Origin of the sequence: Saliphagus sp. LR7 (assembly GCF_003344565.1) — an archaeon.
Classification (GTDB): Archaea; Halobacteriota; Halobacteria; order Halobacteriales; family Natrialbaceae; genus Saliphagus; species Saliphagus infecundisoli.
On sequence record NZ_QPND01000034.1, the window covers coordinates 12006 to 27362 of the forward strand.

11 protein-coding genes are annotated in these 15357 nt (G+C 59.7%); 9 read left to right on the top strand and 2 right to left on the bottom strand.

What is annotated here, in order from left to right; all coding sequences use genetic code 11:
• Positions 1-2 precede the first annotated feature (2 nt).
• The 6 genes from DVH23_RS21570 to DVH23_RS21595 all read left to right on the top strand — a co-directional run bounded on the left by DVH23_RS21570 (position 3) and on the right by DVH23_RS21595 (position 11183).
• Complete coding sequence (locus DVH23_RS21570; protein WP_114579424.1) at positions 3-4580, top strand: helicase HerA domain-containing protein; 4578 nt, start codon at positions 3-5, stop codon at positions 4578-4580.
• A gap of 95 nt (positions 4581-4675) precedes the next feature.
• A complete protein-coding gene (locus DVH23_RS21575) occupies positions 4676-4891 on the top strand; it encodes a hypothetical protein (RefSeq protein ID WP_232833885.1) in 216 nt (71 codons plus the stop codon).
• Entirely contained in the window at positions 4888-5793 is a 906-nt protein-coding gene (locus DVH23_RS21580) for a DNA primase (protein ID WP_114579426.1), read from the top strand. Before DVH23_RS21575 ends, DVH23_RS21580 begins: the two co-directional genes overlap by 4 nt.
• Positions 5794-5798: 5 nt before the next feature.
• Entirely contained in the window at positions 5799-7337 is a 1539-nt protein-coding gene (locus tag DVH23_RS21585) for a primase-associated protein (protein ID WP_114579427.1), read from the top strand.
• Between the two features lie 1033 nt (positions 7338-8370).
• Positions 8371-8910, top strand: a complete 540-nt coding sequence (locus DVH23_RS21590) for a hypothetical protein (RefSeq protein WP_114579428.1) — start codon at positions 8371-8373, stop codon at positions 8908-8910.
• Positions 8911-10322: 1412 nt separating this feature from the next.
• Entirely contained in the window at positions 10323-11183 is an 861-nt protein-coding gene (locus DVH23_RS21595) for a DNA-binding protein (protein WP_114579429.1), read from the top strand.
• 314 nt (positions 11184-11497) lie between these two features.
• Here the strand turns inward: DVH23_RS21595 and DVH23_RS23970 are convergent, their stop codons facing one another.
• Together DVH23_RS23970 and DVH23_RS21600 are read right to left on the bottom strand one after the other, a co-directional pair.
• On the bottom strand, positions 11498-11839 hold the full coding sequence (locus DVH23_RS23970; RefSeq protein ID WP_157972566.1) for a DUF5615 family PIN-like protein: 342 nt from the start codon (positions 11837-11839) through the stop codon (positions 11498-11500).
• Positions 11840-12172: a DUF433 domain-containing protein gene (locus tag DVH23_RS21600; protein ID WP_114579430.1), complete on the bottom strand. Its 333-nt coding sequence runs from the start codon at positions 12170-12172 to the stop codon at positions 11840-11842.
• Between the two features lie 288 nt (positions 12173-12460).
• On the opposite strand from DVH23_RS21600, the gene DVH23_RS21605 reads away from it, so the two are divergent.
• From DVH23_RS21605 to DVH23_RS21615, 3 genes are all read left to right on the top strand, one after another.
• A complete protein-coding gene (locus DVH23_RS21605; protein WP_114579431.1) occupies positions 12461-13573 on the top strand; it encodes a transcription initiation factor IIB family protein in 1113 nt (370 codons plus the stop codon).
• A gap of 1019 nt (positions 13574-14592) precedes the next feature.
• On the top strand, positions 14593-14823 hold the full coding sequence (locus tag DVH23_RS24845; RefSeq protein WP_232833886.1) for a hypothetical protein: 231 nt from the start codon (positions 14593-14595) through the stop codon (positions 14821-14823).
• Positions 14824-14933: 110 nt separating this feature from the next.
• On the top strand, positions 14934-15357 hold a 424-nt coding region (locus DVH23_RS21615; protein WP_114579433.1), incomplete at its 3' end, for a hypothetical protein.

The following is a 15357-nucleotide window of genomic DNA, read 5'->3' on the forward strand; positions in this document are numbered from 1 at the left end:
GCATGACCGTTTCAGCCGACGCCGATACGTCCATACCCGAGAGTAGCAGTACCACCGATCACGACTCCCTCGAGTGGATCGTCGAAGAAGACGACGGAGTGACTGACGTCGCCGATCTTGAGGTCCAGTGGGTCGGCAGTCCGTTGGCCCGGAGCGGCATTCGTGCGTACGTAGGCGCGATTCTTCTCGCCGGGCTTGCAGTCGCCCTTGCGACGACTAGCTTCGCTGGCTATCAGACAGGGCCGAACGTCGTCGGACTCGCACCGAACGAGATCGGACTGATGGGGGCCTCTGTTGTGATTCCACTGAGGTGGGTGGGAGCAGTCCCGGTTATCTTCGGAGGCGCGAGTGTTGGCGTCGCCGTATTCCCACTGGTGCGGTCGGTTCGGACGGAGTACGTTCTCACTCCAGACACGCTCTACGCGCGAACGCGACGCATCCGAGCGGATCGATTCACGAAGCTCGGTCTCGAACGGGTGGTCGAGACAACCTGCCAGCAGTCGATCGCCGGGCTACTCTTCTCGTATGGGACGGTCACGTTCCGTACCGTCGACCCAGATATCCCGAAAGTGGCCTGTATAGGCGTTCATGATCCGAAAGGCGTTCATTCGACCGTCCTCGCCCTCGACGCTTCCGCTGACTCCCCCCTCGATCGCAAACAGGAGTACGTTCGCGTCATCCCCTCAACGGGCGAGCGAGCACCGTCCGAGATCGTCAACCAGATTCGCCCCTTACATACGCTGAGCCCGGCAGAGGAGTCAGTCTGGCAGAGGATGAACCCGTTTACCAGCCCAGAGCCGCTTACGTTCGAGTTTACGATCTACAGCAACGGCACGGACGCGCCGATCGAGTTCTATTATTCGACTGATCAGCAGATCTCGACGCTTTACGACCGCCTCAACTCGGCCTATCCGGATACCGTCGAAATCGATCGAGTGACAGTCGACCTCGCCGAGAAGCTTGTCGCTCCAGAGCAGTACAGCTACGACGAGTTCGAAGCGGCACTGCAAAACGGATCGCTGCAAACGTCAGTCGAGGAAGTCGAGGCGATCACACGTGTCCACGGCGATCAGTCCCTCGCAGCTGATGGCGGCGTTGCCAGTGCCAATGCGGATTCGGAAGTTGATGCCCCACTCGGACGGCAACTTCCCAGTGTCGATCTCGACGCACTCCAAGCACGAGAGGAGGCGGAGCATCGCGATCCAGGCTCGCTCACGTTCGGAATCGACACTCCCGTTGATACCGGCGAGGGTGTCCTCGCTCGGCCCCATCCAGACCAGGTCGAACCGTACAGTATCCGATGGACAGGCAGCGGTGATCCCATGACGCCGATCCGGCGTTTCGACGAAGAATTAGGCGACGAAGACTTCACGAAAGACTCCTCGCACGCGCCGCTGACAGTGCTCATCGACCACTTCGCAACGACCGACCACCCGATCGTCTTTCAAGCCGCGTTCGAAGGTGGAGCGGACTCCACACAAAGCGGGAATCAGCGAGTCGAACACATCAGAGGCGATCGAGACACTTGGCGAGATGTGTTCGTTCGAGAGCTCGAAAATATCGTCTCTGGCGCCGAATCCCCGCACGAGCGCCGGCAACGAGAATCCCAACCGATTCCCGAAGCCGATCGCGATCTGATCGACAAGCTCCAGACCGAAGACTGGGGTCATACGTTCACGGTCAACCTACGAGCGGTGACTGTCCCGTCGAACTCGGCAAGCAGCGACAAGTCCGAGCTCAAGCACTCGCTTCGGAACATCAGTACGGTGTTCGACCCACTGGAAGGTAAGTTCTATTCGATCGAGAGCGAGAAACTCTACGACAAGGGGCTGGTCGCCCGCCGCAGCCGGACGTACTCGCGGCGCTGCTTCAACCGTGTCCTCGATCGCGACGTCGTGGCCGGCAATCGTCTTAGCCGCTCGACGCCCGACCTGCATCTCGATCCGAACGAACTCTGCAACATGATCATCGTGCCGAGCACGGAACATCTCACCGACGAGGCCACCAAGGAAACCCACGCGAATCCCGAGAGCCGGACGTCACTTCCTGGCTTGGAGACCGCCCAGCGTCGGCAGTACACGACAGGAATGGTACTCGGCGGAGACCCCACCAGTTCCGTTGATGGCCCGCTTCGATTACCACCGGATCAGCAGACGCGCCACTGGCTCGTCTGCGCGACGACTGGATCGGGGAAGAGCCAACTCGTCAATCGGATGCTCCGCTCGCTGACGGAGACGACGTCGGGGCCAAACATCCTCTTCGAGCCGAAAGGCGACGGGATGTGCACGAACTACCTCATGGGCCACTACAAGAAGTATGGTTCACTCGAGGACGTCTACTACTTCCGTGAGCCCGAAACACTCCCAGCGGTCTCGTTTTTCGATCTTCGACCCGCGCTCGAAGCCGGACATGATCGGGAGACTGCAGTCAAGGAGAAGGCCGACCACTTCCACGCGCTGATGCGGATGATTATGGGTTCGGAGCGTCACGAACAGGCGTTCGTCGCGAACGAGATCCTGACGTTTCTCATCCACGCGCTGTTCGATCCCGTTCACGGTGACGACGTGTTCGGGCTGGACGATCTGGTCGAGGCGGCAACGCAGATGCAACGTGCGCGAGAGCTGCCGGACGTTTCGGGGATCAATGACGATATCCACGAGTCGTTGGCTAGCCAGTTCAACAAGGAAGACCACCAGTTCCATACGTCGATGGGGGCCGTGCTCAACCGGCTCAACCGACTGAAAGAGGACCGTCACCTGTACTGGATGTTGCGACACAAGCCCGGTCGGGAGGCCGAAGGCGACAGCCTCTACGGGTTCCACGATCAGGACGTTCATTTCGATTTCCGCGACATCCTCGAGGAGGACGTGACGATCCTGTTCGATCTTGGCGACCTCACGCTCGATGCCCAGCGTGGATTGACGACCGTCCTATTGAGTAACCTGTGGCACTCGATTCAGCACCGGCGGCGGGCATCGTCGGATAACGTGGTGAACGTGATTCTCGAGGAGGCAGCGCCGTTCATCGCGACGGAGTTAGTCGCCGATCAGCTGCTCCCACAGGGCCGTTCCTCTGGATTGAGCCTGGGATTCGTGATGCAGTACCCCGAACAGGTCCAAAGCTGGGACACCGGCAATGGTGCCTACGAGGAATTACTGACCGAAGTGCATACGAAACTCGTCGGGGACATCTCGATTACGGACCGGTTTGCGAAAACGTTCACGCACGACGAGCTCTCCGTCGAGGACGTTCGTAACCGGAACAACCGGATCGCCGCTGGTGAGTGGTTCACGAAGCTTGCGAGTCCGCGCTTCGGTGAGGATCGACCCGCACCGCTGACGTTGCACTCGCTCCCGATCATCAGTGGTCACCCAGAGAGCGACGAGCCGCTGTCGGCGACCGAGCAGGCACGCTTCGACAAGGAGATCCTGCCGGAGGTCATCGAACGGACTGACGAGGAGTACGGCTTGGACGTGCCCACGCACGAGGATACGCTCGAGTGGTCGGAGTGGGGCGATTCTCCTTCTGGGGGCGGACGCAGTATTGGATCACCTCCAGAGCCAGATACAGGATCGAGATCGTCACCGGAGGCAAGCCGAGAGCCAGAGACAGAGCAAGCGGGGACACCGGGGCTCAATGCAGAGTCGGATTCCGAGTCGGACACGCAGTCAGCGTCGCCTGAGACCGAAGCCGAGGAGACGGACGACCCTCTCGAACAGTCGACGTTCGAGGAGATCGAGGACGGCGAAGATGCCGACTCGGGAGAAGACACCGAGAGCGAGAGTGAGAACGAGGAGTCACCGGATGGACCAACGGGGGGTTCGTTCTTCAGTAGCCACACCGAGGACACGGATACCAATCCGATCGACGACGAGACGCTGCGGGCACGCGGACTCTCTCGGGATGACGCCACGTTCCTGAAACGTGTGCTGGATGCGATGAACCGAGATTTCCCCGGATATACACTCTTAGAGGGGATGGACCAGCTGCAAGGGGACCTCCCTCAACTTGATGTCGATCTGTTGATCGAGCGAGGACTCCTCGAAAAAGAACGGGTGAATCGGAGGACCTACTACACCATTCTTCCAGAAGGACGGGAGCTACTCGATGACACAGTCACGGCTGAAGCCGGCGTGGGTGATCTCGGAGAGAAGACACCCCACAAAGTCGGTGTTGAGTTGCTGTTTCACTGGGTGACTGACCAGGAGAGCATCGAGCGCGTTGAACGGTATTACCAGCAGGACCCAGAGACGATCTTCGACGTCGCTGGGTTCGATGCAACTGGTGACCTCATATGGGTTGGTGAAGTGGAAATGGCGTCGAATAACCCCACTGCAGTGGTAGACGACTACGACAAGATGGCTGCTGTCGATGCCGAGGCCGTGTGGGCATTTCCTTCGCGTGATGATGCCCCTGCTACAGTGAACCTGCTTGCCGAGCACGATCGGGTTTCTGGCCGGGTGAGTGGGCGGACAGCACGTTCGATTGCACAAATCCAAGAGAGAGTCACCGAACTGGACGCAGACGGCCTGACGACAGTTCAAACGTTCCGGCGGCTGGGAGACGAAATCGGCCAATGAGAATATTTGAGCTGTTCCGAACTCTCGTTTCTGAACTGGGAGTTGTCTCGGCGTATCTTTCCCAATACTTGCCGATCTACACCTATGGGAGATTGATGGAAATCGGGCTCAGCCTCATCTTTGTCGCACTCATCGTCTACGCACTACTCTTGCCCGTTCTCTTCGTTTTCCGGGTGTTCGTTGGCACGATTCTCACTCCGAGGTGGACGCCGTTTCCACGCAGAGGAGACGGTGTCGTGGTTGGCGTCGGTGCGCTCTTGGCGGCGATTGTCGCGATCGACTTCCTCCAGTTCGCGGGGGTGGGGTCATGACCTGGAGAGAAGCGACCCGTGACGAGATTTACAGCTATTACGATCAGGAGTTTCCCGAGTACACAGACGAGCTTCCGGCGTTCATCACAGCAACTGGCCCGAAAGAGTTCGGGCTCAGCTTCCGCGATCGGCATCCGATCCGCAAAGACGGCCAGCCCGACCGAGACTTCATCCGACGGGCAACGTGGCGGACGGATTCAACTGGTGACCAGATTTCACAAAACTTCGATGGATTCGAGGAGGTTCTGTCGTTCATCCGCTCGCCCGCTCGCAACGATCCCTTCGATGACAGCGAGTACGCGCTTGCCGACCCAGATCTCCTCGTCAAATCCGATCCCGTATCAGAAGGCGTCTACTACGGGCTGGATAATTGGGAGCGTCCGTGGGTGATCGCGGTCGATATCGACGCGAAAGACATCGCCGCAGCGCGAGCCGATCGTGAACTCGACGAGGAAACCCACTCCGACGCCGATCAGGATGAGCGAAGCCGTGAGGAGATGCTACTCGCCGAATCCGGGATCCACGCGGCTGACCCAGCGGGCTATCCCTACGCGTTTGAGGATCTCGATCGAGCACTCGACTATGGATTTGAAACGCGTGAGATCTTCAAAGATGAGTTCAGTGCCGAAGATACGATGGTCGTCTATTCTGGGCAAGGGGTCCACGTCTACCTGCTTGATAGAGACCCCGAACACGACTATGATGAGAGTAGTCGTGAAGTGCTCAACGACCTCCTGATCGAGCGCTACGGTATCCCAATCGATCCTGTTGTGACCGCCGACCGAAGCCGCCTACTTCGGGTTCCCTACTCACTGCACGCGGAGGTCTGTCGGGTCGTCCAGCCAATCGACAGCCCGGCATTCGACCCACGGACAGACGCCCTGCCGAGATTCCTCGAGTGATCCCAATGGTTGATCCATACAACACCGAACGAGACGCTTACCTGGTCGCTGCCGTCCCAACCCAGTACACGACGGGCGAGATCGTCCAGTTGTTCTCCCGTGGGTACGACCGCTACCTCGTTGACGACGAACCCGATCCCGAGACCCTCCTCTCAGACATCGAGCGGTTTGGGACGGGTGCCTTCGAACAAGCCCAACGGGAACGAACACTGGAGCGATCGTTCGTCGATCGATCGGCGACACTCGTGTTACTCGCGACCATCGGGGCGATCTGCGTGATAGAGCAGCCTCGATTCGAAGACACCCCTGTTCGGCGCAACCAGGTCATCCATAACATCCGCGAACTGTTCGCGAACAACCTCATCTCGCTCATCCGTGAGTACGACGATCCCACGCTGTACCAGGATATCGCAGAAACCCTCTACGCGAAATCGCCCAGTGAGGATGGGCCACATCCAGGACGAGTCTGTACGGACGTTACTACCATGCCACAGGTCGGAACTAGCGAAGGTAATGAGGATGAGGATACGCTCTATATCGAGATCCCGATGGCAGCCGCCTCACGGGCCTGTCTCACGCGTACAACCGACGAAGCAACCAGTGCCGAAGAAACTGGCGAGATCCGCACCCAGCTCGCGAACAACAATCTCTACATCCCGATCGAGGACTTCGAAGCAAGATACCAGAAGTACGCCGAAACAGGCTTTGCACGCCTACGAACGGTCCAAAAAGACGAACTCGGCGAGGATGAACGTAGTTGGCTCACGGCCAACGAAACAGCGATCACCGAACGTATCGAGCGAGCCCTTCGTGGGGGCCATTACGAGAAGATCTGGAAAAACTGGAACCGGGGCGAACGGCTCGTTCGCCTCTTTCGATCTGCTATCAACGCGAGTTCCCACGCCCAGATCGGCGAGTTCCACACGTCCAAGGAACTCTACGACGCCCTCGACACGTACGAACCTGACGATAACGGAGAGCAAGCCCAACTCCAACAGCTCTCGAACCATCGTAGTGTTGCGAAAACGCTCGCAAATCACGATTCACACCAGTCAGTGACGATCGACCGGAGTGGTCGCGTCAACACCTACAAAATCGCTCATTCAAGCAGTGGGGCGCGTCCGATCGAGGTTGACGACCTCGAAGACTTGTTCGAACTCCCGTGTCTGGCAGCCCTTGATGAGCGCCTCCAGGAGGAAAAACCAGTCCGGAAGGACCTCTTCAACATCGTCCGAATGGTGATGTGGCTCCCGCAGTATCAAGATAAATCAGTCGACGAAATCGTTGATGATATCCAGGATCTCTTCAGTCGTTGGCCATGGCACGACCCCGAGATTACCGAGTATCAAATCAAATATGAGGCCCGCCGAGGGGAGCGCGGGATTGGTCCCAAAAGCACAACACCGCTGCCGATGAATTGCGATAACGACGACATGCAACGATACTGTATCGGCCAGGACCAATGTCCCTATTCGATCTACGGAAGCCTCCCGTTCCCCGACGATATGTACGATCAACTAGAACGAAACGACGACTGGTTTTGAGACCCCCTTATTCAACCAGTTCACTTTGAACCTGGCTCGAATAGCCACCACGACTTCTACTCTTCTTCGCCGGATCAAAACGAAAATTTCAGGTGCGAAATTAACTGCCTGATTAGGTGATATTTTGACCCCTCCCGATCACTTTCCGACGTAGTTCGAGCCACTCTTCAAAGCCATCTCCACTCCTAGTATACTATAGTAGAAAAGTGTTGATATCTGTCTTTATTGGGGTTGTGATATCCCGTCGCGCACAATCTGAGGCCTGAGAATGCAGATATCAGTGTTTGAGTGTGATCTGACCGGCTATTGAATACTAAATTGACTTTCCTAAAACGTACAAAATATGTCACTATATCCCTTAATCTGCCGATATAGTTGGTTTCATCCCCTCGTCGCGCACGTTTTAGATTCTCTTCCTAAAACCCGGTTTCGTCGCACACGATGAAACGGACTTAGAGGTGCGCGACGGGCCTCTAGTCCATTCTGCATCCGTTAAATCGGCTTTGCATAAAGGAAAATCGTCCAAAGGATAGGGGGTTTGTGCAGAAATAGAGGTGTGCGCGACGGGGCGTGAACGGTGGGAGGTGAGAAGGGGAAAGAAATGAAGATGTATCAGAGAGCGTATGGACACGATAGCGGGGGTGATGGGTGAGAAGGACAGTGGCCAGGAATGAGTGAGACGCGGGAGAGATACAGGCCAAAGGGGGTGAAAAAGAGAGGGGAGGTCAACTGAGCGACCGGGAGTAAGAGGTGGTGCTAGAAGAGCGTAGAGCACCGGAAGCTCTCCGCACAGTAGAGGGGGTGAAGCACGGCGGTGAAGCAGGGGAGAATCAGGAGGAAGTACCAGATATCAGAGAGAGGTGGAATGACGCGGGAAGGAGGAGTGAGACAGGGTGAGTGAGGTGCAGTGAAGAGTAGACCAGTGAGGGGGTTCAGAGACTCGAGGAGGGGGGCGAAACGGGGAGTAGTTTTGCTGTGATGGTACTCAACCACCCGGTGGTGTCGTTGCCCCTCAGAGAGGGGTAGAGGTACAATGGGATGGAGCGACCGACACGAGACGGAGGACGAATCGGACGACGCATCGGACGACGAGGACGAGCAGGTTCTGGAGGAGGAATTCGACGAGTGGGTCCAGGAAGGCAAAGAGTCGGGGCCGTGGAGTCAGAAGGAGGCGCAGTCCGCCGCGAAGACTCGAGAGGGACCACGCATGAGTGAGGACTCGTCGATTCCCGGCTCGCCCTCGCGAGCGGTTTCAGAAGATCCGCTGGCAATGACGCAATGCCCTCGGTGTGACAGTCGGGAGTTCGTCTCGAAGAAACTGGTCTACGAGGAGTTCCACTACAGCGAGGGAGGCGAGCTCGACCATCATCAGAATCGGGTTCGTGCAGAGTTCGAGTACACGTGTGTCGGCTGCAACAAGCGGTTTCACGAACTGCCGAAGGGGGCTCGAGGGTACTACTCGGAGGTCGAAGTCCTGAAGCAGGACCTGCGGCGGGCGATCCAGGTGCAAGTACGGACGTGGCTCGGCTCGATGAGTGACCGACTCCGAGGGCTCTTCTCGAGAGGCGAATAGGCGAGACGAGTAGCGACCAGCTTGCAGCGGCGTCACGAGCTCAGCGGTTCAGCGGATTCGATCGCGACGTCGTCGTCTGGTCGAGAGGGGAGTGCGCGGCGATCGGACGTTGGACAACTCTGCGAACTGCCCGTACCAGCACCGCACAGCACCGCCCACCCACGAACCCCCACCCACCTCCAGGGTCCGGGGCTGCTCGCTCCCTCCAGAGTCGGTCGCTGTGCTGCCGGGCTTTCCCTTCCGCTTTTGCTTTCACTGTTGCTCGTGATTCGTTCGTACCCACAGCTGCTGGAGAGCATCACCACTCGCGTTACTCTCGCCACTCGCGCTACCATTAGTACCAGATCGAGCGCTGTGTGAGGAGATCATGATAGGAAGGAGAGAGGGCTCTTGTGGAGCGCGTGGTCGTGACTCGGCAGCGGTAGCGCTATCGGTGTTGATGATGTTGCCCGTGTCGATAGGGCCACTTGTGTCGCCATCGGCGTTACCACGGCTGATGGTGTTGGGAGGGTTGTTAGAGTCTTCATCGATATTCAGATGACTGATGATGTGGGTGATCGTGCGTCATCGGTGTAGTTCGTGATCGATGGTGGTCGTTTCGTGGGGAGGTGTAATCGCGATCGTGATCGAGGTGGAGGGGGAAGGAGGAGAAGTGGAACATCTCGAGGGAGGGACGATGGAGTCTGAGTTGAGGTGACGATGCAGATGACGCCCGAAAGCCCTCGGGCGCTCGGCATCCCGCGCCTCGCTGCGCTCCTCACTGCGTTGCGGTGCTTGCGTCGTCGGGGGACGACCGAGACGCCCTCGCCCTTTCGCAGTCCGCCAGGAGGGGGAATCAAGAGCCGGCCGTTTTCGAACTGTTCGACTGGTGTGTTCGAGACGGCACGCCCCGCTCGCCGCGTGCCGCCCTCCGCTCGCTCGCGACCGACCATTCCGGGCATGCGCCGCCGACTCCCGCACGGCACCGCTTCCAGCTCACCACCCGACTGACCGGCACAGCGGCGTTCCGGGCTGAAATGGATGTGGTCTCGACGCCAGCATTAAGCGCGCTTTCGGTTGCGTCTCGGTCACTCCTCGCTACACTCGCTCGGTTGCTCGCGCCCGACGGCCTCCCGCACCACACTGCCGACCGTCGGGCGCTCACTGCCCGTCGCGTCGTTGCGCGTCGTCGTTCGGTCGACGGACGCGAGAAGCGGCTTAAAGCTGGACGCTCGCTCCGGGCGGATCGGCGCGCGGTGCTGGTTGGGTCCGCTCCTAAGGCGCGCTCTCGCTCGCGCCCAGGGGGCGCTCGCGAAGGCGCAAGCGAGAGCGCGCAGACGAGTCTGTCGGACGGTGACGTGCGTTGAAAACCGCGATGTAGAGGCATCGCGGTGTCGGGCGCGTGAGCGCCTTCGGAATCAAGGTAGATTCCAATGTCTAGTAACAACCCAAGCGACAAGGACGTTTCGGCCGATGAACAGGCGGACGAACAGACGGGCGGACGAGCGGTCGATGAGGATGGGTTCGAGGTCGTCGATGAGACGCCGGAGTTCGCGGCGTCGGTCGATCAGGAGGTGCACACGAAAGTCGAGACGGAGCACCCGGAGACGGTGGTCGGACGGGACGAGAACGAGTACGGCCACCTGCCGTTGGCCCAGGAAGAGGAGATCCGGGCTCGGGAGGAAGAGCTCGAGCGGATCAGCGCGAAAGCGGCGTTCGGCCAGCAAGAGGGGCGCGAAGAGCGCACCCGAGAGGTCGTCGTCGAGCAGCGCCGTGAGCGGCGGATCGAGCGGATCGATCCCCGGTCGGAACTCGAGCGGACGGAGGTTGCAGAGGTGAACACGCAGTCGGTGCGGATCACCGAGAGCGTGCGCAGTGGACCAAGCCGGGCGGCGGTGAGCCGCGGGCTGGCCGAGAAGGTCGAGAAGGGGAAGTCGGTGATCGACGCGACCCTCGAACAGATGGACGAGGTCAAGGCCGAAGCGGGGACGATCGTGGATATCGCGGACGTGCCGGAGGTCGAGACGGGCGAAGTGGACGTGGAAGGCGAGATCATCGAACTGTGGAAGCCCTCGAAGCCGTCGATCCAGCAGGTGGGGCTGATCGCGGATGACACGGAGAAGATCAAGTTCACGGTCTGGAGGAACTCCTACCAGACGAAGGTGAGCGAGGGTGACACGGTGCGATTCAGGAACGTCAAGAAAAACTGGTACGACAAGACGTGCAACCTGGCCGTGACCGGGTGGAGCCGGATCGAGTTCCCCGAGCGCGGCCGGTGGTGGACCGAGGAGTAGTCGATACTCTCTCTTTTTTCGTGTAGCACCACACGCTCGCTGCGCTCGCGTCCTCCCCATCCTCCTCCCTGCGGGGCGCACTGGCGTGCGCTCCCTCGGTCGTCCCTCGCGCGTTCTGCGCGCTAAAGCGCGCTTTCATCGCGCGCCACCGCTTCTGCTCTTGCGTCCACATTCAGAGTGAGCCGTCACGGCCCAGTATCACTCCTTTACGGACATACACTGTCGATACGGATAGCGTCCGCGCCAGCAAGGAGGCTGAGAGTCGGTGGAGAGCCGATTAGAGGTATTCGCTATTTTATTTGAGTGCCGCCTGCTCAGGAACGAAGGTTGTCGGTTACCCACGTCACCGCTGGCAGATCATCTTGCTCGGGGACCACTGTCTCCAACTCACCGATGAGCGATGCGACTTCATGGGCTCGCATTGCGTTTTCTGGGCAATACAAGACGGTGAGCCCCTGCCGGCGTTCTGGACGTAGAAAGTCCGTGTCGTTAGTCAGGACGACGTAGCCATGCTCGCGAGCATGGGCTGCAACGGTTGGATCCTCTGTTCCCTTTCCAAGAGTGGTCTCGATATGGGTGGCATCGTGACCTTGTTCACGGAGCCGATCTGTCGTCTGTGGGTCGATATTTTCGTCAACGAGGATCCGGTATGGCATTCACGCGGACTCCGTCTCGTCTGGTTCCGTCCCTTCGCGATCGGCCACTAAGTCTCCAATCGTCGGCGCACCAGCATCGCGAGCCGTCTGTTCGCGATTCTCTCGGTGTTCCTGAATTGAGGCTATCTCGTCTGAGTGCTCGTAATAGTAGGTGAGTGCTGCGTAGACGTCGGCGACATCGAGGTCGTGCATGGCTGCGACTTCTGCAGCTGGAAGCCCACGCGTTTCGACGAGCTCCTGAATCCGGAGGACGGTGATACGGCGTCCATCCACCCGTGGCTCACCGTCCATAACGTCGTCGTCGCGCACGATCCGGGCCGCCTGCTGTGCCATACGTGATGGTTCGGCCGTCATCAATAAAAACCCTTCACGTAGTAGCGTTCGAGCGGACTTGATCGGCTCGGTATCGCTTTTGCTCCGTTTTCTCACGGTTCAGCACCGCGATCGACCCAGACAGCCGGTGGTGTTGGATCATACCCCTGAGAGGGGTGAGGGAGAGTCAAAATGGCATCACCAGTCTCGTCTCAACCGACGAATCGGGTCGTGAGTCGTCACGATCCGACGACAGGCGTGTCGGAAGCAGACGCGACGGCGTGAGTGCCGTTCTCCCCGTGAAATCCCATGTCCACGGAGAGCTTTGTCCAGTTTGGCGAGTCAGCTGAACAGCAGTCCAATCACGACCAGGCCAGTTCCCAGGCCCAGCCGAGCACGAACGCTCACGAGGCCACGGAAACGAAGACGGGTGAGCGCGAACCTGCTTCCCAGTCGACGTGTGTCGAGTGCGAGGGGCGGATCATCACGGCAGAGCAAACGTCTTACTGCGAGGAATGCGGGCTGGTCGTCACGGCCGACCACATCGATCACAGTCCGACACGGCGTCGACACGGGCCACGCGGGGGCGGTCCCGCCGAGTGGGGTTGCGAGTCAGTCACGCAGCTTCGCATCGACAAGGGCCTGCATACGACGTTTTTCCTCACCAGTGACGGTTACGGGAACGCGCTCTCGAGCGCGCAACAAGACAAATACGACCGGCTGAAGCAACGTCACAAGCGTTTCCAGGTCGAAAGCAAGCGAGCGATCCGACTCAACGAGGCGCTTCGAGACGTCCAGATGATCGGCGGCAATCTCGGCCTGCCCTCTCACGTCGTCGTTGATGCTGGACGCTTGGTGAAACGGGCTGGCGAGGCAGGCGTGCCTGGTGCGTGGACATCGTGGGAAGGGGTCGCCGCTGGTGCCGTGTTGCTTGCAGCGACCGACGCTGGGGTGGATCGCCCCTCTCGAGAAGTCGCCTGCTACGGGAAAGTGAGCCACGTCCGGCTGTGTGCAGCGGCGCGCAAGATTCGGTGTTACGTCTCAATCGACATCCCACCAATACAAGAAGACGCGGTTGCTACGGTCCTCGAGACGCTCGACAAGAGTGCGATCAATAGTGGCGCGTACCTGCGTCTCAGGGACGTTGCACAGCACCTGCTGGAGCTCGCGGATGAAGAACCGATCGGTGCAGGCACGCCACGACTGACCGTCGCGGCAGCCGCGGTCTACGCCGCAGACCGGTTGCTCGGCAGTGAGTGGCTCACCATGCAGCAGGTCGCCGATGCGATCAGCGTGATCGTCGAGACGAGTAAAGACAAGATCAATCGGTATTCCGCCACACTCCGGACGGAATACGCCGAACGAGAGGAGGCTGCCACACCGAGCGTCCTTCCCGACCGAGAACGGGGCGCGGTGCAGTGAGAGAGCCTCTATAGCGATCGTGAGAACGCGTGGTATTGATCGCTCCCCACTAGAGGGTGGAGAGAACCACCCATGCCACCAGATCCGTCGGTCACGCTTGATATCGAGACTGCAATCACCGTTGGGAGCTGGCTCCACGGGATGAGCGAGCACGAGTCACTCGAGCCAACGGTTGCCGAGCCGCTGGACGCCCTGGCAGGCGCGATTGGGAGGCCGATCCGCGACCAAGCTGTGCCTAAAGATGCACCCTACGAACTCAGCATCACGACGGCCATCCAGTCGACCAGCCCGTTGCACTCTCGCAGTGACACTCGTGGTCCACGTGCAGACCGGCCTGAACCCCCAGATGAATCTGAAGACCCTCACGCTGGGCGTGGCGACGAGGTCGAGCCAGCCCAGCCGTCTGACAGAGCCCCGTCGCAGGTCTACGGCGAATTGCCAGAGCAAGCCTGGGACGCCAGCCCGACACGGACAGACGCCAGCTCGACCCGCGATCACACAGAGTCGGACGCTCACGACTCACCATCGCCATCGCCTGCTCACCCAGACAGTGGGACGGGGGAATCGGGACCAACACCGTCCTCGCAGTTCGTCACAGCGTATGAATGTGGGGTCTGTAGCGGCGTTCACGAGATGGAAGCGTCAGTGAAGGTGTGTGCGTACGTGGCGGACTGTCCAGTGTGTGGCGCTGTTGACGCCCGATTCACGGCGAGCGAAATTCCAACGCCGCGTTCGGAGGACTCTCGCACGGACTGATCCAGTCGTGCTCGTTCTGTGTGGACGGCCTCCTGCTCGCTTCGCTCGCATCCTCCCCACTCGACTTCCTTCGGAGCTCACTTCCGTGCGCATCCTCGGTCGTCCCTCGTGCGTTCAGCGCGCTAAAGCACGCTTTCAGCGCGCGCCACCGCTCCGCCCTCTCACAGGAAGGGGTGGACGGTCCGGCTTCGGAGAGAGCGGTCGTGAGAGCGCACCGCCCGGTGGCGTTGTTCGCCCCTCGAGAGGGGTAGAGGGTTTGAGAGATGGCAAATCAACCAGACGCCAAGCCAGAGGCGGTCGTTGTTGAGTTCACAGCCGAAGACGATCCGCAGTTTTTGAAACCCGATCACGATCCTCACGGCGAAGTACAGGCGCTTGCGGCCCATTCTGGAACGCGGTGCGACAGCTGCGGGACATACGGGCAGGTGCCGACGGCGGCGTGCGACGAAGCCATGATCCGAGACGTTGATCTCGTCTGCTCGACGTGTGGGTGAGCTCGACGAGACGAGACATGACCGGTCGATGCACACGACCAGGAGTGACACGACAACGTGGCCGCCCGGTGGCGTTGTTCGATCCCCCGGAGGGGTAGCGGGTTTCAGAGATGTCGATACAGAACTCAGTCAGTCGATTCGCGACGGCAGAGCCACTCGAGCCAACCGAAAGCATCGACGCGCGATTCGAGGCGTGGGATTGCGAGCAGGGAAGCGTCCGTCAGTGGGCAGTGGGGCGACGGAAGTGCGTCCTTTCGTTAGTTCGGTTCTTCGAGGAGGAAATACAAGAGGGAATACTGTCGACGCCGATGGAGGTGACGATCGCGCCGACGTCGCTGTACCAGCCGTCGCCGAGCTGGCGCGAACGAATTCGTGGAACGTACCAAGTGGGAATGTACCCGAACGCAAATCCGGACTGGGGGTCGGTCGAAGCCGAAGTCGGAACGCTCGCAGACGCACTCGCGGTCGCAGAACGTGTCTGCAGTGATCTCGAGGGGAAATACGACCTGCAGGGGAACGAGGAGCGAGCAGAGC

Excerpts from the sequence above, each read along its gene's own strand:
- DVH23_RS21570 (WP_114579424.1), top strand. The coding sequence starts at position 3 with ATGACCGTTTCAGCCGACGCCGATACGTCCATACCCGAGAGTAGCAGT.
- DVH23_RS21575 (WP_232833885.1), top strand. The coding sequence starts at position 4,676 with ATGGAAATCGGGCTCAGCCTCATCTTTGTCGCACTCATCGTCTACGCA.
- DVH23_RS21580 (WP_114579426.1), top strand. The coding sequence starts at position 4,888 with ATGACCTGGAGAGAAGCGACCCGTGACGAGATTTACAGCTATTACGAT.
- DVH23_RS21585 (WP_114579427.1), top strand. The coding sequence starts at position 5,799 with ATGGTTGATCCATACAACACCGAACGAGACGCTTACCTGGTCGCTGCC.
- DVH23_RS21590 (WP_114579428.1), top strand. The coding sequence starts at position 8,371 with ATGGGATGGAGCGACCGACACGAGACGGAGGACGAATCGGACGACGCA.
- DVH23_RS21595 (WP_114579429.1), top strand. The coding sequence starts at position 10,323 with ATGTCTAGTAACAACCCAAGCGACAAGGACGTTTCGGCCGATGAACAG.
- DVH23_RS23970 (WP_157972566.1), bottom strand. The coding sequence starts at position 11,839 with ATGCCATACCGGATCCTCGTTGACGAAAATATCGACCCACAGACGACA.
- DVH23_RS21600 (WP_114579430.1), bottom strand. The coding sequence starts at position 12,172 with ATGGCACAGCAGGCGGCCCGGATCGTGCGCGACGACGACGTTATGGAC.
- DVH23_RS21605 (WP_114579431.1), top strand. The coding sequence starts at position 12,461 with ATGTCCACGGAGAGCTTTGTCCAGTTTGGCGAGTCAGCTGAACAGCAG.
- DVH23_RS24845 (WP_232833886.1), top strand. The coding sequence starts at position 14,593 with ATGGCAAATCAACCAGACGCCAAGCCAGAGGCGGTCGTTGTTGAGTTC.